We start from the raw sequence: 15399 nt of genomic DNA on the forward strand, positions 1-15399 counted from the left end.
TAAAGTAAGGAGGCCGGAATCATCATGAGCTTTATAACAGCTGAAAATATCGGACACCATTACTTCACTCCGTCTTCCGTCAGAACCGCTTTAAAAAATGTTTCCTTTTCAATCAAGGAAGGGGAATTTGTTTCCCTGATCGGTCCATCTGGATGCGGAAAAACAACGTTGTTGTCCATTTTGTCCGGGTTACTGGTACCAACAGACGGAGAAGTGAAAATTGACGGTCAGCCTCCGGATCTACAAAGAAATATGATCGGTTATATGCTTCAACAGGACTATCTCTTTCCGTGGAAAACAATTGAGGAAAATGTCTTGATCGGATTGAAATTGAATCGGCAGCTAGACATAGATACTAAAGCTAGTGCTCTTGAATTCCTGCAAAAAATCGGCTTGGAAGGCGTGGAAAAACAGTTTCCACGCCACCTGTCAGGAGGGATGCGACAGCGTGCAGCATTGGCCCGAACAATGGCTGTCAATCCAAAACTGTTATTGTTGGATGAACCATTTTCCGCTCTAGATTATCAAACGAAACTGAAGCTCGAAGATCTTGTTTTTGAAATATTAAAAGCATATCGAAAAACCGCTGTTCTAGTTACACATGACCTTGGCGAGGCCATCTCCATGAGTGATAGAGTATTGCTTTTTGCAACCAATCCCGGAAGGCTCCATAAAGTGTTTGAAGTCCCTGATCATTTGCGCGGACTGAGTCCTTTTGAAGTCCGAAGCGAAGATGCCTATTCCGATTTATTTCGCACCATCTGGAAGGAGCTGGAGACTCTTGAAGAAAACAAATGATCCTGCACTGCTTCACTCACAATATAAGCAAAAGCTGACTTTAGAAAATCGATGGGTACTTTTCTATCAGCTGCTCATTTTGACGCTGTTTTTCATTTTGTGGGAGACGGCAAGCCGCAGTAAATGGATTGATCCACTCATCTTCAGCTACCCTACCAAAGTTTGGGGTCTTCTCATTGAGAAGGTTTCAGACGGAACCTTGTTTGCACATCTTAGCGTAACCGTATTTGAAACAGTGATGGGCTTCATTCTGGGTACGCTTCTCGGAACAATTTTCGCAGCAATTCTTTGGTGGTCTCCATTCCTTTCCAAAGTCCTGGATCCATACCTTGTCATCCTGAATGCCATGCCAAAGGTTGCTCTCGGTCCAATATTAATAGTAGGCCTTGGACCTGGATTCACCTCAATCATTGCAATGGGTGCCATCATTTCTGTCATTATCACAACAATCGTCGTCTATTCGGCTTTCCGGGATGTTGATGAAAATTACGTAAAAGTTCTTCGTACTTTCGGAGCAACAAAACGGCAGGCTTTCCAAGATGCCATTTTGCCTGCTTCTTTTCCCACCATCATTTCCACTTTGAAAGTAAATGTCGGATTATCGTGGGTAGGAGTCATTGTCGGTGAATTTCTCGTTTCAGCAAAAGGTCTCGGATATATGATTATTTACGGATTCCAGGTATTTAATTTCACCTTGGTCATGCTTGCCCTTTTCCTAATCGTAATTTTTGCGACAATCATGTATCAACTCGTCGAATGGCTTGAAAGGAAATTGATCAAAGATCAAGTTTGATACTGCTCTTTTGAAGGGCGGTTTTTTTAATAGATCAGCCCCTTTTCCTTTACATTAATCAATGAAGCTGAAACCACTTCGTCTTTCATAATAAAACTGAATTCGTCATTGTGGATCTTGGAAAGTAGATCCCCTTTTACAAGCAGCGGTCCATCCGTCTCGTAATAATGATCCTTCTTCTCCAAATGAAGGACTTCAGCAAGAAGGACCGCTTTGACAAATTCCCCTTTGGCATCATGTACTTTATATTCGCCCAGATAGTCCTTGATAGTGGCGGTTCCGCCTGTTTCCTCAAAAACTTCTCTAATTCCCGCTTCTTCCACAGTTTCACCTTTTTCCACTTTACCGCCCGGAAATTCCAAGCCGCGCTCCGTATGTTTTGTCAGCAGCCACTCATCTTTGTATCTGCAAATGACAAGCACATGTTCCGGCTTGATAGAAAAAGCATTTCTTTCGAAAACTAAATGGACTTCATTACGGTTTTCATCTAAAAACTTTAGCATGATTCTATGTCTTCCTTTATTTAGATATTAAACGAAAAACGTTGGAACCAATTCCAACGCTTTAACTATACTATATAATCAGGCTATTCGCTTTTAAAACTCTCAAGAATCCCCATATTTTCTATATGCTGTTTGGCTTCTTGATCCCCGAGCTCGTAGATCATGCTGTAAATCCTTAACAAATTTTGATCATGCTGATCATTCGTCGGGTCGTGAGAATACTCCACGAAAGGAACGTGAGCCCTAAGGAAATCGTCTATACTATTGTCTTGGCTCGAATCGAATATTTCCCGAAGCCTTGTGATTTCATCATCATTTGCTTCAATTTTAAAATCCCAGGGCGATGCATTAGGAATGGATAGTATTTCTCCGGCCCCGACTGATATATAGTAGGTTTTCTTTTGTTGGTCCAAGGCGATTGGCTCCTTTAACGATTTTATATGCATATTTTGCATTGTCGACGCCTATTTTATTCTTAATAGCAGAAATGTCATTTATATATTTGATTGTTGTTACCATTTACGGGTATATATATAATAAGCACAGGAAAAACGTATTTTTGGAAAGGAAGTTATCCGAATGAAACTTATAGACGAATTGTTTGAAATGTACCGTGATAAACTTACCGGTGATGAAGAAGATCTGGATATGATCACCTTCGCAGTACTTGAAGGATACGATCACGATGACTTATTGGGGATCGTAAAAGAAATGAATGAATATGAACTCCAATATTTCATCAGACTGTATTTAATGGAGACATTAAAAGGGAAATTTGCCCAAATTGAAGGTCGAAAAGAAGACGGGGCTTCGTATTATAGACATCTGCACTAATAACTACATAAAACAAAACAACTGAATTGGACAAACGACATACACTATTCTCAAACAAAAAATTTCTTTTACTCAAAAATGCCTGGGACGGTCCCAGGCATTTGTCATTAATGAACTTTTTCACCCAAAAAAGCATTCAGCATCCAAATATGTTTTTCCAGACTCTGATGGATGGAAAGCAGCATATCACCGGTTGTCTCATCCCCAGACTGATCAGCCAGTTCCATTCCTTTTTTCAATTCGGCTGTCAACGTCTCAAAATCACTCACCGTCGCTTGAACCATCTGCTCCGCTGCCTTTTCAGTCTCCGCTTCTTGTACACTTGCCAGTTCAAGCGACTCCCTAAGTGTTGCAACGGGTTCTCCGCCCAATGCCAAAAGCCTTTCTGCCAGTTCATCGATATGCAGGGCTGCCTCGTTGTAAAGCTCCTCAAATTTTTCGTGAAGCGTAAAGAAGTTTGGCCCTTTTACATACCAATGGAAATTATGTAGCTTTGTGTAAAGTACCGTCCAGCTGGCCACCTGCTTATTTACCAGTTCGATCAATTGTTGATTATCTGTTGACATTTTATCAGTCCTCCTTTAATTACTTTACCCTATTTTTTTACAAGACAAACATTTATATGCTCGGCTTTTCCAATTAAATCTATGCTACAATAGGCTCAAGGAAGAAGGGAGAAATAGAGTTGATGAAGCTTGTCATGGTTATATCCATCATCATGTGTATCATTGTTGTCCTTGTTACTGCTTTGGTGACTTCAAAAGCGTACTCAGTCAAACATACCATCGACCCAATGCCGACAGATGACAATGAAAACCATCCATCTAAAGAGAATAAAATATCCTGATTGAATTGAAGGATGCGATCTTCCAATGAAACAAATTTTTATATTAATCATCCGTTTCTATCAAAAATTCATCTCCCCACTGAAGCCTCCAACCTGTAGGTTTTACCCAACCTGTTCCAATTACGGACTGGAAGCAATCCAGAGGTTTGGAGCCGTTCACGGAGGATGGCTTACACTAAAACGGATTATCAAATGCCACCCGTTCCACCCTGGAGGAATCGACCAAGTTCCCGAAAAAAATAAGACAGATCATTTCCTGAATTGACGTATCTTTCCTCACATAGTAGCATTTTTTGCGCCAACACTATTGAATGTATCAACTTAAAGGAGTGATACCAATTGGCAGAAGATGTACTTTGTGAAGTGAAAAACTGTCATTTTTGGAAAGATGGCAACCTATGTGCTGCCGACCGCATTTATATCGTCAGCCATACTGGCAACGAAGCGGAAAACGAACGGGAGACTGATTGTCAAACCTTTGTTCAAAAATAGGATAAGCTTTAAGTGTTAGTAATACAATTATTCCAAACCGTTGGTAATAGGCTCATTAACCGGGGTGTCTTAAGTGAAGGCACCCCGGTTTAATCTTCGTCTGCTGTTAACTCACTTAATAATCTGCGCAGCAACTTGTTTGCACCATTTCTAGGGAGCTGTTCCACTTGAATAATCCTTTTAGGGACTTTATATGAAGCAAGTCTTTCGCGGCAAAACGCAAGAATCTCTTCTTCGCTCATTTTTTTTGCAGAAACAATAAAACCATACGGGACATGGCCCCATTTTTCGTCGGGAATCCCTGTTACCCCTGCTTCTGCAACATCCTCATGGCCAAGAAGTACTTCCTCTATTTCAGCGGGATAAATATTTTCTCCTCCCGAGATAATTAAATCCGAACGGCGGTCCAGAATGTACACAAAACCCTCTTCATCTTTGAAACCCAGATCTCCGGTCGAAAACCAGCCATCCTTAAAAGAAGCATGATTGGCATCATCTCTATTCAAGTAGCCCGGGGTCACGTTCGGCCCCTTTACATAGATGTCCCCTTCTTCCAACGGCTTTGCTTCTTTTTCTCCGACCATTATTTTTAATTGTGATGGAAATAACGGCTTACCGGCAGAACCAATCTTTCTTAAGCTGTCTTCAGGAGAAAGAGTGACAATTTGTGATGAAGTTTCAGTCATCCCATATGTTTGGAAAACAGGAATTTTTCTTTCTTTACATAATAGCAACAGCGGTTTCGGTATTGGTCCACCTCCTGCAAGCAAACATCGAAATGCCGGATGATACGGCTTATTCCCCTGTTCAGAAAGCATCCTGCTAATCATGGCTGTGACTGCCGACATAATGGTCACTTGCCCTGACGACAACAGCCTGTTCACTGTTTTTTCATTGAATTTTTCCATTAAAATGACAGGGATACCGTAAATGACACTTCTCAATAAAATTGAAAGGCCGCTTATATGAAAAATTGGAACGGTGCACAGCCACGAATCATTCTCCTGCAAACCCATGTTCAATACGGATCCTGTGGCACTCCACCAATGATTACCGTATGTTTGAAGGACACCTTTTGGTTTTCCGGTCGTCCCTGAAGTGTACATGATTGAGCAAACATCATTGAGAGTGAATTCTTTTTTGAGAGATGTATGAGAAGAGTGTCCACCAACAAGGTTTTTGAAAGAGATGATAGGAATATTTAAAGTATTCTTCAATTCACCCACAGTGTCCATAAGAGAACCATCGTGAATGATCAGTTCAGTCTCACTGTCCTTTATTTGAAACAGCAGCTCATTTGCAGTCAATCTACAATTTAAAAAGACTGTTTCAAGTCCAAGCTGCTGAAGACCATGGATTACCCATACAGTTTCAGGTGTATTATTCATGAGGATAGCAGCACGTCTACAGTCTCTTGGCACCACATTGACTATTTTCTCTGCTACTTTTATGGCTTCCTTAAACAATTCGCTAAATGTCCAAGATTGATTGTTAAAAATAAGAGCCGTGCGCTCCGGTGACAAATCGGCCCTTTTTTTCAGCCAATTTGGAGTGGTTGTTTCCATGTAAAAATCTCCTTATTTTTTATGGTCAAAAAGGACCCGATGGATCACCCACCAGGTCCTTTGTTTAAATAAGGTACTGTCCACAGGAAGTATTAGTACAAGTGTAGACAGGTTGCTGCGTTGGAAGCCTGCCGAAGCCACAATTCGTGACACTTTAACGTGGCCAACACCCGGCTGCTGACAAACATCACTTTCCTTTCTCAGAAAAGCTTTGATTATTCGCCAGGATGTTTATTCAAAGTTTCCATACAAGGCACATAAAAGTCAACAATGACTCCTACGTCATCCGGATAATATCCGATTCCCTGTCGTAACTGAAACACTGCCTCCCCGGGAATCAGCCTCATACTTGTCAGGGCTGATCAAGGCGTCTCCGTATTTCTGTTCAGTTTTGTACGCCCCTATACAGACGCATGCACTTTTTTAAGGGAAACGAGGAAACTGTCCGAAGTCTGGCTTGCGCTTCTCCTTGAACGCATCACGTCCTTCTTTTGCTTCGTCTGTCGTATAATAAAGCAATGTGGCGTCTCCCGCCAGCTGCTGAAGACCTGCAAGACCATCTGTATCAGCATTAAAGGCCGCTTTGAGGAACCTGAGGGCAGTAGGACTCTTCTCAAGCATTTCTTCACACCATTTGACTGTTTCCTCTTCCAATTGATCAAGTGGAACAACAGTATTGACCAAGCCCATGTCAAGCGCTTCCTGGGCATTGTATTGGCGGCAAAGAAACCAAATTTCTTTTGCTTTTTTATGTCCGACGATGCGGGCCAAGTATCCGGAACCATAGCCGGCATCAAAGCTGCCGACTTTAGGTCCAGTCTGCCCGAACACAGCGTTATCCGCAGCAATTGTCAAGTCGCAGACCACATGCAATACATGCCCTCCTCCGATTGCATAACCGGCTACCATTGCAACGACGGGTTTCGGAATGACACGGATGAGCCTTTGCAAATCCAATACATTCAAACGAGGGATATTGTCCTCACCCACATATCCTCCGTGTCCTCTTACCGATTGATCCCCTCCTGAACAAAATGCTCGTCCGCCTGCACCTGTCAAAACTATGACCCCGATCTTTTCATCGTCTCTAGCGTAAGCAAAAGCATCGATCAATTCCATAACAGTTTTAGGTCGAAACGCATTATGTACCTCAGGCCTATTAATCGTCACTTTAGCGATCCCGTTATACGTTTCATATAAAATATCTTCGTACTCTCTTTCTTTTGTCCAATTAATTGCCATAAAGAACTTCCTCCTTATGATATATGTTCCTGTTCAATCAGAAACTCCTTTACTATTGTATCAAATTTATCCGGTTCTTCCACGTGTATAGCATGGCCCGCCTTTTTAAATTTCACTTGCGAGGATCTCAGGATCATCCGATTCATTTCAGCTGCAATATGACAGAACTTTTCATCCAGTTCCCCGCACATGAGCAAAACGGGAGCATCGATTTCTTGAAGTTTGTCCCACCAGGAGGGCTGCCTTCCAGTGCCAAACCCGATTAAGCTATTCGCAAGCCCATAAGGGTCATTTTTTAGCCGTTGGGCACGGACTCGTTCCTGAATATCCAATGGAAGTCCTTTTTGTGTTTGAAATAAGGGTATGTTTTCCCAGTAATTTACAAATTTTTCTATACCATTTTTTAAAATGTTAGCTGCCAGGAATTCATCATTTTGAACTCTTGATTTTCTTTCCTTTTTCGACCTTAAACCAGGAGATGCACTTTCAAGCATTAGAGTCTTGATTCTGTCTGGATACATGATGGCAGTTCCCAGAGCAAGCCTGCCTCCCATTGAATAGCCAAGAAAATGGGCACTGTCTATTCCCAGATGATCCATTAATAGAATGATATCTTTCGCTGCATTGGTCATTTCATACAGTTCCGGGTTGCTTGGAGAATCCGTCTCTCCATGTCCAAGCAAATCGATGGCAACCACTCTAAAAGAGTCCTTTAACTTATTGCTCAGGCTCTTCCAAGTTGTGTGGTCTCCAGTGAAGCCGTGTAAAAGAACAACTGCAGGTTTTTCATCCTTGCCAACTACTTCGACATTGTACCTGACTTGATTTACATGAATCAGCATATTTCGTCACTTTGCAGATATTTGTTTATTTCCCGGGAAACTTGTTCCCATAAACCTCGATGAACCTGCAAATTCCTTGCCCTATCTGTCGGGACTTCAATAATATTCAAACCTTCATTTGAGGCCGCTTCCCTGATGGAAACAGTCAAATCTTCCCATTCCACCGCTTTTGTATATTGACCGTTATACAGCATTGCAGCATGTTCAAAGTTCAATCCTGTCGGCGTTCCAAAAATCAGCTCAAAGTTTTCTCCTTCTTTTGCCTGCGGAAGATGAGAGAAGATACCGCCTCCGTCATTGTTCAAAATAATTATATTGATATTGATTTTTTGAAGCTTTGCAGCCAGCAAACCATTCATATCGTGGAAGAAAGACAAATCCCCAATCAAAAGAAACAGTGGCCGGCAATGTACAGCGGCACCAATTGCACTAGACACAACTCCGTCTATTCCATTTGCACCGCGGTTAGCCATCAATCGAATATTATTTTCGTTTGTATGGAAGAAAGTATCCATGTCTCTGATCGGCATGCTATTCCCGATGTACACCGTGCAATCAGGAGGCAGTAAATCGCATATAAGAGAAACAGCCTTCCCCTCTTCCATGTCGGATACTGACTGAATATAGGATTTAATGATATTTTTTGTCCGCCGATTTAAATCGGTCCACAACCTTTTCCAGGTGCTTCCATCTTTCTTTTCCACCAATTGATTCAGTTGTTGGCAGAATACCGTTTCATCGCAATGGATCATGTGCGTTCCGGCGCGGTTAGGATCGCGCCATCCGCCGCTTCCGTCTATAATCAACAGTTCTGCTGATTCTCTAATGCCTTTTAAAAATAGTGAAAGGGGTTTGGAAACAGGCTGCCCGCCGAACTGAATGACAAGCTCAGGCTTAAGCTTTTCGTTAGCCCCCTCAGATTTTAGAAATGTATCATAGCAGTCAATAACCATATCTTTATCGAAGGTCCCGCTCCTCAATTGAGAAAGGGGGTCAGCCAATACCGGAAATCCCAGTGAATTTGCCAATGCAAGAACACCCTCTTGAAAACCGGGTTTATCAATATTTCCACAAACGATCAAACCTTTTTCAATTGTTGAACACTTGTCAGCAATTTCTTTATAAGTTTCAAGCGGAATATTCAAATATCCTTCCGAGATATGGGGAGAGGACAGATTTGAATCGGGATGAAATGGTTGCTGTAAATTTGGTACAAGGGGCTCCCTTAATGGAAAGTTGACATGAACTGGTCCCGGAAGCACTCCTTTGGCCACTGAAGCGGCTCGTATCGCTGAGCTTTTGGCGTATTTTAACATCTCTTTTCCGGACTCCGGCAATGCCAAGTCGGTGAACCACCTTACATATCTTCCATATAAGTGAAGCTGGTCAATAGCCTGTGGAGCTCCGATATCTCGCAATTCATGTGGGCGGTCGGCTGTCAGAACAATCAACGGAATCCTTGAAAGGCTTGCCTCAATGACTGCTGGGAAATAATTGGCAGCAGCAGTTCCTGATGTGCAAAGAAGGGCAACCGGATGATCCGATGCCTTTGAAAGGCCCATAGCAAAAAAAGCAGCGGAACGCTCGTCTATATTCATATATACCTGTATGTCCTCATGCTCAACAAAAAGCATGGCCAACGGGGTGGACCTGGAACCCGGGCTGATGACAACTTCTTTTACACCCGAATGGACAAGGCCCTCTATAAAGCCTGCCGCATATTCCGTTAAAGTCTCTTGCCAATTCATTCACTCTTTCCTCCCATTGCCTGCAACATCGGCAAAAACTTGATACCCGTTTCCTTTAACTCATCATTTGGATCAGAGTCTGCAACTAGCCCGCAGCCAGCATACAAAAAGGCTTGTTTACCTTTGAGCAAGCCTGAACGGATAGCAACAATAAATTCTCCATTCCCATCGAAATCAGTCCAGCCGATTGGAGAAGCATAAAAACCTCTGTCCATCTTCTCCTTGTCTCTGATTATTTTCATCGCCTGATCAGTAGGAACGCCGCCCAAAGCAGGTGTCGGATGCATTTGGCCCACTAGGTGAAGAATAGAAGTGCCAGGCTTTGAAATACCTGAGACCGGTGTATATAGATGTTGGATATACGGCGTCTTCAAAAGGACGGGGTTTTCAGGGACCTGCAGCTCATTACAGTAGGGCTCCAGTGCCCCTTTGATCATTTTTACGACCAAGTCATGCTCGTAAAGGTTTTTTTCATCGTTTAACAGCATGTTCCCAAGGTCCGTGTCCTCTGCAGGGTCTTCGCTCCTGCCGATCGATCCGGCTAAGCTTGTAGATAACACTTGATCGTTCATTTTTTTTACAAGCCTTTCAGGGGATGCTCCCGCAAAGCTTCCATCAGGTGTTTCAAGAAGAAAAATGAAACTGTCTTTTTGCTGGAGATGAAGCTGTTTCACTACATACTCTGATGATATCGGCTTTGAAAAAGTTAATTTCATTTCCCTAGATAAAACAACTTTGTTGACAGTGTCTGATGACTGTAGTTCATCAACAACTTCAGCCACTGAAGTAAGCCATTCCGGAACAGAAAGTTCTTCCTTTCTTTCCAACTTCGGCGCAGAAACTTGTGATGATTCGGCACCTTTTAATAATATATCAAAGGTTTTTTTCACCTTATTTGATTGACTGGCCAGTTCTTCGCTTTCAAAAAGATTTACTGTCAAATAATAATCTTCCCCGATAATGGTCAGCATATATTCAGGCAAATAAAATAAAGCATCACCAAAAGGCTGCCATTTTTCTTCTTTTAGGCTATATGGATCAAAAGAAAAACCGCCAAACAAAAGCGGTCCCGTGCCAGGTACACGAAAGGGATTATCGATCACAGCAGATGAAAGAATTTCATTCCACTCTGCTTCAATCCTGCTAAAGCGGTCATCCGCTCCGCTGTTAGAGAACGAACAGAGAAGGCCTGAGCCAACAATAGTTGTGTCGTCGTCCGGGCTTTTCCAAAAGAAACGCTCCCCCTCACATACGGGACTGTTTATTTGATAAAAGGCAAAAGGATCGATCTTATTCACTTTTTTTGTATAACTTACCAACACATGATTGGACTGGGCATTATGCTTTAATGTATTAGTATACTTTGTTTGGAATGGTGAATTAATCAACATAAATCTCTCCTAAAGCGATAGACTTATCTTATATCTCCTTACTTATTATATATGAATGGAAGCACTAAATGTAAGTAAAACAGCTTTGCTTAAAAAGAAACTTTACGACGAAAGGGATTGACACTTCTTCATACATTCTCTAGACTTTATTAGGTGAATATGTTTAGGGAGAGAATATTTATGAACCTTCATGCTCAATCTGCTGTCCCCTCTGAAAAAGGTTGGCGGATTTGGTGGCGTTTAACTCGCCCGCATACATTAACGGCCGCATTCGTACCTGTGCTCTTGGGTACAGTCTTAGCAGCAAAGCAGTACCCTATACACGGTCTCCTGTTTGCATCTATGCTTATAGCAAGCCTGCTCATACAGGCAGCGACCAATATGTTTAATGAATACTATGACTTTGCCAGAGGACTTGATACAAAGCATTCGGTGGGAATAGGCGGGGCGATTGTACGCAATGGTGTCAAACCGGGAACCGTCCTTGGATTGGGGTTTGCATTTCTAGGAGTAGCCTTGCTTCTCGGAATATATATATCCGCGAACAGCAGCTGGTGGCTAGCCATCATCGGACTCGTTTGCATGGCAGCTGGCTATTTTTACACCGGCGGGCCTTTCCCAATCGCCTATACTCCGTTTGGAGAAATCACATCAGGTTTCTTCATGGGATTTGTTATTACACAGATCGCCTATTTTATTCAAGCCGGGAAAATAGAATCCATCAGTGTCCTTTCATCCATCCCTATCTCCATTCTGATTGGCTCCATCTTGCTGGCCAACAATATCCGTGACTTGGAGGGGGACAAAAAAAATGGAAGGAAGACCATTGCTATTCTTCTAGGCCGTAATAAAGCGATTCAATTACTGGCTGCAATGTTTATTGTTTCATATTTGTTTATCTTAGCATTAATATTATTCTTTTCTTTATCTCCATTCCTTTTAATCACATTTGCCAGTATCCCGAAAGCGGTCAGTGCGGTCAAAGGGTTCATTGGAAAAACCGAGCCCATCCAGATGATGCCAGCGATGAAAGCCACTGCTCAGACGAATACAATTTTTGGATTTCTGTTAGCCATCAGTTTTCTTATAAGCAACCTCCTACAGTAAAAAACATGTCCTTCTTTCGGACATGTTTTTTTATTCCCCTCTAATGTTTATTCAAATTGAAAAAAAGGAAAATAATTATTGCAAGCCTTTTATGATTAGATCAAAAATAGCTCATACTAACATAAACAATAAAGGAAGTGAAAATCTTGCTGACAGAGCAGCAATTAAATACATTAAAGAACATGTTGTTGGAAGAAAAGCATAATCTACAGGGAACAATTGACGCTGAAGACGGAATCTTGGAGCAAGAGAGCGAGAAGGAAAACACAGAACTCTCAGCATATGACAACCATCCTGCAGATCTGGGTACAGAGCTGTTTGAGAGAGAAAAGGATATGGCCCTTTCTGTCCACGAAGAGGATCAGCTGGGAAAGGTGGAAGCTGCACTTTCATTAATGGCTAAGGGAAACTATGGCAAATGCGAGTTATGTGGAAAGGAAATACCCTATGAACGACTTGAGGCAATCCCCTATGCAACAACTTGTATGGAACATACACCTGATAGTTCGAGGGCTGAAGACCGTCCGGTGGAAGAGGATTATTTAAAGCCTGCATTCGATAACTCATTTGCAGGCCGCCATAAGGAGGAAGGTATCCGAGATTACCATGACAGTTTTCAAGAAGCAGCTAAATATGGGACATCGGAGACCCCTTCAGATTTTGAAGGTGATTACGAAAGTTATGGAGAACTGTACCGTGACAAAATCAGCGACGGTTTTACTGAGGAATACGAGATGTTTACAGGTAACGATATGAAAGCTGATGATGTGAGAGTGTTCCAAACGGAGAAGGAACGGGAATATACAGAAGAATTGGAGGAAGAAGGAACTGACGCTCCATTTGGGGATCTCCCCTACCATCAAACTGATGGATATGTTGACAAGAATAAACGTTGAGTTAGAACTAAAAAAGAACCACTCCACGGTTGTGGAATGGTTCTTTTTATCAATGGATGACCCCTACGGGATTCGAACCCGTGTTACCGCCGTGAAAGGGCGGTGTCTTAACCGCTTGACCAAGGGGCCATAATATATGGCGGAGAAGGAGGGATTTGAACCCTCGCGCCGCTCACGCGACCTACGCCCTTAGCAGGGGCGCCTCTTCAGCCTCTTGAGTACTTCCCCACTATATTATTCATGAAAAACATTTATGTGAACAGAAAAAAGAGCTAAAGAAAACTCCGCAGGTAGGATTCGAACCTACGACCGATCGGTTAACAGCCGATAGCTCTACCACTGAGCTACTGCGGAATGGTGGGCCTAAGTGGACTCGAACCACCGACCTCACGCTTATCAGGCGTGCGCTCTAACCAGCTGAGCTATAGGCCCTCAATAAATATGGAGCGGGTGATGGGAATCGAACCCACGACAACAGCTTGGAAGGCTGTAGTTTTACCACTAAACTACACCCGCATGTTTAAAATGGGGCGACTAATGGGAATCGAACCCATGATGTCGGAGCCACAATCCGATGCGTTAACCACTTCGCCATAGCCGCCATGCATTGCCGTTGTATTAAAACGTCTTAATGGTGGCTCAGGACGGAATCGAACCGCCGACACAAGGATTTTCAGTCCTTTGCTCTACCGACTGAGCTACTGAGCCTTATGTAATTAAGCTATGAGAAGTTTTATAACAATCTCAGCAGCATTCATATTAATTAGGCTGCTATATGTTAAAATGGCGGTCCCGACGGGAATCGAACCCGCGATCTCCTGCGTGACAGGCAGGCATGTTAACCGCTACACCACGGGACCTAATGTTAAATTGCGGGAGCAGGATTTGAACCTGCGACCTTCGGGTTATGAGCCCGACGAGCTACCAGACTGCTCCATCCCGCGACGATATAAAATGGCGGAGGAAGAGGGATTCGAACCCCCGCGCGGTTTGACCCGCCTGTCGGTTTTCAAGACCGATCCCTTCAGCCAGACTTGGGTATTCCTCCAAAAATAAAATGGTGGACCTTGTAGGACTCGAACCTACGACCGGACGGTTATGAGCCGTCTGCTCTAACCAGCTGAGCTAAAGGTCCTACAAGTGGTAGCGGCGGAGGGGATCGAACCCCCGACCTCACGGGTATGAACCGTACGCTCTAGCCAGCTGAGCTACGCCGCCCACATATTATTTCTTTATTAAATTGGTGGAGCCTAGCGGGATCGAACCGCTGACCTCCTGCGTGCAAAGCAGGCGCTCTCCCAGCTGAGCTAAGGCCCCGATATGTTATGAGATGGTCGGGAAGACAGGATTTGAACCTGCGGCCCCTTGGTCCCAAACCAAGTGCTCTACCAAGCTGAGCTACTTCCCGGAGAAAAATCAAGTAACGCGCCCGAAAGGAGTCGAACCCATAACCTTCTGATCCGTAGTCAGACGCTCTATCCAATTGAGCTACGGGCGCAATAAGCTGAATGCCGAGGACCGGAATCGAACCGGTACGGTAGTCACCTACCGCAGGATTTTAAGTCCTGTGCGTCTGCCAGTTCCGCCACCCCGGCAAAATAAAGAGCGGAAGACGGGGTTCGAACCCGCGACCCCCACCTTGGCAAGGTGGTGTTCTACCACTGAACTACTTCCGCTTAATATGCGGGTGAAGGGAGTCGAACCCCCACGCCTTACGGCACTAGATCCTAAGTCTAGCGTGTCTGCCAATTCCACCACACCCGCAAAATGGTGAGCCATGCAGGATTCGAACCTGCGACCCTCTGATTAAAAGTCAGATGCTCTACCAACTGAGCTAATGGCTCGCATTAAAATAGTTTCCAGTCTCTCGACATAATCAGACACAAACAATTTATGATGGTGCCGGCCAGAGGACTTGAACCCCCAACCTACTGATTACAAGTCAGTTGCTCTACCAATTGAGCTAGGCCGGCATATTATGGTGGAGGATGACGGGTTCGAACCGCCGACCCCCTGCTTGTAAGGCAGGTGCTCTCCCAGCTGAGCTAATCCTCCAAAGTACAGGATGTACTAGTGCATGCGTTGCGATAGGACGTCGCGTACTTAGCATGCCATCCTTAAAGTTTTTTTATTGCCCGGCGACGTCCTGCTCTCACAAGGGGAAACCCCTCACTACCATCGGCGCTGAAGAGCTTAACTTCCGTGTTCGGGATGGGAACGGGTGTGACCTCTTCGCTATCGCCACCAGACAATTTACAACATCTTTTATTATACTGTGTTTTATGTATTTTTCAAGAGAAATTTTTCATTCCCTCAAAACCAGATAAGAGAAGAAATTCCG

At 43.5% G+C, this 15399-nt stretch carries 16 protein-coding genes, 21 tRNA genes and 1 rRNA gene; 8 read left to right on the forward strand and 30 right to left on the reverse strand.

Annotation, left to right across the window (positions count from 1 at the left end):
- Positions 1-24: 24 nt before the first annotated feature.
- Together C509_RS0113490 and C509_RS0113495 are read left to right on the forward strand one after the other, a co-directional pair.
- Entirely contained in the window at positions 25-798 is a 774-nt protein-coding gene (locus C509_RS0113490) for an ABC transporter ATP-binding protein (RefSeq protein ID WP_018707471.1), read from the forward strand.
- Positions 782-1591 carry an ABC transporter permease gene (locus C509_RS0113495; RefSeq protein ID WP_018707472.1) on the forward strand — a complete coding sequence of 270 codons (810 nt, stop codon included), beginning with the start codon at positions 782-784 and terminating at the stop codon, positions 1589-1591. Before C509_RS0113490 ends, C509_RS0113495 begins: the two co-directional genes overlap by 17 nt.
- A gap of 26 nt (positions 1592-1617) precedes the next feature.
- Here C509_RS0113495 and ytkD read toward each other — a convergent pair whose 3' ends face one another.
- Positions 1618-2094, reverse strand: a complete 477-nt coding sequence (ytkD, locus tag C509_RS0113500) for an RNA deprotection pyrophosphohydrolase (RefSeq protein WP_018707473.1) — start codon at positions 2092-2094, stop codon at positions 1618-1620.
- Positions 2095-2177: 83 nt separating this feature from the next.
- A complete protein-coding gene (locus C509_RS0113505; protein WP_018707474.1) occupies positions 2178-2549 on the reverse strand; it encodes a hypothetical protein in 372 nt (123 codons plus the stop codon).
- Positions 2550-2673: 124 nt separating this feature from the next.
- Between C509_RS0113505 and C509_RS0113510 the strand changes: the two genes are divergently transcribed.
- A complete protein-coding gene (locus C509_RS0113510) occupies positions 2674-2928 on the forward strand; it encodes a DUF6154 family protein (protein WP_018707475.1) in 255 nt (84 codons plus the stop codon).
- 107 nt (positions 2929-3035) lie between these two features.
- On the opposite strand, the gene C509_RS0113515 is transcribed toward C509_RS0113510, so the two are convergent.
- Complete coding sequence (locus tag C509_RS0113515; protein ID WP_018707476.1) at positions 3036-3494, reverse strand: Dps family protein; 459 nt, start codon at positions 3492-3494, stop codon at positions 3036-3038.
- Positions 3495-3616: 122 nt separating this feature from the next.
- Here C509_RS0113515 and ytzI point away from each other — a divergent pair, with 122 nt between their 5' ends.
- The 3 genes from ytzI to C509_RS25625 all read left to right on the forward strand — a co-directional run bounded on the left by ytzI (position 3617) and on the right by C509_RS25625 (position 4267).
- The gene (ytzI, locus tag C509_RS26155) at positions 3617-3775 is read left to right on the forward strand and encodes a YtzI protein (RefSeq protein ID WP_018707477.1); all 159 of its coding nucleotides are present in this window, start codon (positions 3617-3619) and stop codon (positions 3773-3775) included.
- 25 nt (positions 3776-3800) lie between these two features.
- Positions 3801-4040: a membrane protein insertion efficiency factor YidD gene (gene yidD / locus C509_RS0113525; protein WP_018707478.1), complete on the forward strand. Its 240-nt coding sequence runs from the start codon at positions 3801-3803 to the stop codon at positions 4038-4040.
- 74 nt (positions 4041-4114) lie between these two features.
- Positions 4115-4267 carry a DUF1540 domain-containing protein gene (locus tag C509_RS25625; protein WP_018707479.1) on the forward strand — a complete coding sequence of 51 codons (153 nt, stop codon included), beginning with the start codon at positions 4115-4117 and terminating at the stop codon, positions 4265-4267.
- Positions 4268-4356: 89 nt separating this feature from the next.
- Here the strand turns inward: C509_RS25625 and C509_RS0113535 are convergent, their stop codons facing one another.
- The 5 genes from C509_RS0113535 to C509_RS23965 form a co-directional block, all read right to left on the reverse strand.
- Positions 4357-5832, reverse strand: a complete 1476-nt coding sequence (locus C509_RS0113535) for an o-succinylbenzoate--CoA ligase (protein WP_018707480.1) — start codon at positions 5830-5832, stop codon at positions 4357-4359.
- Between the two features lie 423 nt (positions 5833-6255).
- The gene (gene menB, locus C509_RS0113545; RefSeq protein ID WP_018707482.1) at positions 6256-7074 is read right to left on the reverse strand and encodes a 1,4-dihydroxy-2-naphthoyl-CoA synthase; all 819 of its coding nucleotides are present in this window, start codon (positions 7072-7074) and stop codon (positions 6256-6258) included.
- A gap of 14 nt (positions 7075-7088) precedes the next feature.
- Positions 7089-7916: a 2-succinyl-6-hydroxy-2,4-cyclohexadiene-1-carboxylate synthase gene (menH, locus tag C509_RS0113550; RefSeq protein WP_018707483.1), complete on the reverse strand. Its 828-nt coding sequence runs from the start codon at positions 7914-7916 to the stop codon at positions 7089-7091.
- Positions 7910-9664 (reverse strand): 2-succinyl-5-enolpyruvyl-6-hydroxy-3-cyclohexene-1-carboxylic-acid synthase, encoded by a 1755-nt coding sequence (menD, locus tag C509_RS0113555; protein WP_018707484.1) that lies wholly within the window; start codon positions 9662-9664, stop codon positions 7910-7912. The genes menH and menD overlap by 7 nt, the downstream gene beginning before the upstream one ends.
- Entirely contained in the window at positions 9661-11052 is a 1392-nt protein-coding gene (locus C509_RS23965; RefSeq protein ID WP_211214274.1) for an isochorismate synthase, read from the reverse strand. Before C509_RS23965 ends, menD begins: the two co-directional genes overlap by 4 nt.
- A 183-nt stretch (positions 11053-11235) precedes the next feature.
- Here C509_RS23965 and C509_RS0113565 point away from each other — a divergent pair, with 183 nt between their 5' ends.
- Entirely contained in the window at positions 11236-12162 is a 927-nt protein-coding gene (locus tag C509_RS0113565; RefSeq protein ID WP_018707486.1) for a 1,4-dihydroxy-2-naphthoate polyprenyltransferase, read from the forward strand.
- A 137-nt stretch (positions 12163-12299) separates the two neighbouring features.
- The gene (locus tag C509_RS0113570) at positions 12300-13058 is read left to right on the forward strand and encodes a TraR/DksA C4-type zinc finger protein (RefSeq protein WP_342664523.1); all 759 of its coding nucleotides are present in this window, start codon (positions 12300-12302) and stop codon (positions 13056-13058) included.
- 57 nt (positions 13059-13115) lie between these two features.
- On the opposite strand, the gene C509_RS0113575 is transcribed toward C509_RS0113570, so the two are convergent.
- The 22 genes from C509_RS0113575 to rrf all read right to left on the reverse strand — a co-directional run bounded on the left by C509_RS0113575 (position 13116) and on the right by rrf (position 15307).
- Positions 13116-13187 (reverse strand) — tRNA-Glu (locus tag C509_RS0113575).
- A gap of 8 nt (positions 13188-13195) precedes the next feature.
- Positions 13196-13286 (reverse strand) — tRNA-Ser (locus tag C509_RS0113580).
- Between the two features lie 54 nt (positions 13287-13340).
- Positions 13341-13412 (reverse strand) — tRNA-Asn (locus C509_RS0113585).
- A gap of 1 nt (position 13413) precedes the next feature.
- A tRNA-Ile gene (locus C509_RS0113590) sits at positions 13414-13490 on the reverse strand.
- 10 nt (positions 13491-13500) lie between these two features.
- A tRNA-Gly gene (locus tag C509_RS0113595) sits at positions 13501-13574 on the reverse strand.
- Positions 13575-13584: 10 nt separating this feature from the next.
- Positions 13585-13659 (reverse strand) — tRNA-His (locus tag C509_RS0113600).
- Between the two features lie 31 nt (positions 13660-13690).
- A tRNA-Phe gene (locus C509_RS0113605) sits at positions 13691-13766 on the reverse strand.
- A 76-nt stretch (positions 13767-13842) separates the two neighbouring features.
- Positions 13843-13918: transfer RNA gene (locus C509_RS0113610), tRNA-Asp, on the reverse strand.
- Positions 13919-13928: 10 nt separating this feature from the next.
- A tRNA-Met gene (locus tag C509_RS0113615) sits at positions 13929-14002 on the reverse strand.
- Between the two features lie 11 nt (positions 14003-14013).
- Positions 14014-14106: transfer RNA gene (locus C509_RS0113620), tRNA-Ser, on the reverse strand.
- Between the two features lie 10 nt (positions 14107-14116).
- Positions 14117-14193: transfer RNA gene (locus C509_RS0113625), tRNA-Ile, on the reverse strand.
- Between the two features lie 6 nt (positions 14194-14199).
- Positions 14200-14276, reverse strand: a tRNA-Met gene (locus C509_RS0113630).
- Positions 14277-14299: 23 nt separating this feature from the next.
- Positions 14300-14375 (reverse strand) — tRNA-Ala (locus C509_RS0113635).
- Between the two features lie 14 nt (positions 14376-14389).
- A tRNA-Pro gene (locus C509_RS0113640) sits at positions 14390-14466 on the reverse strand.
- Between the two features lie 16 nt (positions 14467-14482).
- Positions 14483-14556 (reverse strand) — tRNA-Arg (locus tag C509_RS0113645).
- Between the two features lie 11 nt (positions 14557-14567).
- Positions 14568-14653 (reverse strand) — tRNA-Leu (locus tag C509_RS0113650).
- Between the two features lie 9 nt (positions 14654-14662).
- A tRNA-Gly gene (locus C509_RS0113655) sits at positions 14663-14734 on the reverse strand.
- A 6-nt stretch (positions 14735-14740) separates the two neighbouring features.
- Positions 14741-14822 (reverse strand) — tRNA-Leu (locus C509_RS0113660).
- Between the two features lie 4 nt (positions 14823-14826).
- A tRNA-Lys gene (locus C509_RS0113665) sits at positions 14827-14902 on the reverse strand.
- Positions 14903-14955: 53 nt separating this feature from the next.
- Positions 14956-15031, reverse strand: a tRNA-Thr gene (locus tag C509_RS0113670).
- 6 nt (positions 15032-15037) lie between these two features.
- A tRNA-Val gene (locus C509_RS0113675) sits at positions 15038-15113 on the reverse strand.
- A gap of 78 nt (positions 15114-15191) precedes the next feature.
- Positions 15192-15307: ribosomal RNA gene (gene rrf, locus C509_RS0113680) — 5S ribosomal RNA — on the reverse strand.
- Positions 15308-15399: the final 92 nt, after the last annotated feature.

The organism is Siminovitchia fordii DSM 16014 = CIP 108821, from assembly GCF_000374565.1.
GTDB classification, from domain to species: Bacteria; Bacillota; Bacilli; order Bacillales; family Bacillaceae_C; genus Siminovitchia; species Siminovitchia fordii.

Excerpts from the sequence above, each read along its gene's own strand:
- C509_RS0113510 (WP_018707475.1), top strand. The coding sequence starts at position 2,674 with ATGAAACTTATAGACGAATTGTTTGAAATGTACCGTGATAAACTTACC.
- C509_RS0113565 (WP_018707486.1), top strand. The coding sequence starts at position 11,236 with ATGAACCTTCATGCTCAATCTGCTGTCCCCTCTGAAAAAGGTTGGCGG.
- yidD (WP_018707478.1), top strand. The coding sequence starts at position 3,801 with ATGAAACAAATTTTTATATTAATCATCCGTTTCTATCAAAAATTCATC.
- C509_RS0113515 (WP_018707476.1), bottom strand. The coding sequence starts at position 3,494 with ATGTCAACAGATAATCAACAATTGATCGAACTGGTAAATAAGCAGGTG.
- menD (WP_018707484.1), bottom strand. The coding sequence starts at position 9,664 with ATGAATTGGCAAGAGACTTTAACGGAATATGCGGCAGGCTTTATAGAG.
- menH (WP_018707483.1), bottom strand. The coding sequence starts at position 7,916 with ATGCTGATTCATGTAAATCAAGTCAGGTACAATGTCGAAGTAGTTGGC.
- ytzI (WP_018707477.1), top strand. The coding sequence starts at position 3,617 with ATGAAGCTTGTCATGGTTATATCCATCATCATGTGTATCATTGTTGTC.
- ytkD (WP_018707473.1), bottom strand. The coding sequence starts at position 2,094 with ATGCTAAAGTTTTTAGATGAAAACCGTAATGAAGTCCATTTAGTTTTC.
- C509_RS0113535 (WP_018707480.1), bottom strand. The coding sequence starts at position 5,832 with ATGGAAACAACCACTCCAAATTGGCTGAAAAAAAGGGCCGATTTGTCA.
- menB (WP_018707482.1), bottom strand. The coding sequence starts at position 7,074 with ATGGCAATTAATTGGACAAAAGAAAGAGAGTACGAAGATATTTTATAT.
- C509_RS0113505 (WP_018707474.1), bottom strand. The coding sequence starts at position 2,549 with ATGCAAAATATGCATATAAAATCGTTAAAGGAGCCAATCGCCTTGGAC.
- C509_RS0113490 (WP_018707471.1), top strand. The coding sequence starts at position 25 with ATGAGCTTTATAACAGCTGAAAATATCGGACACCATTACTTCACTCCG.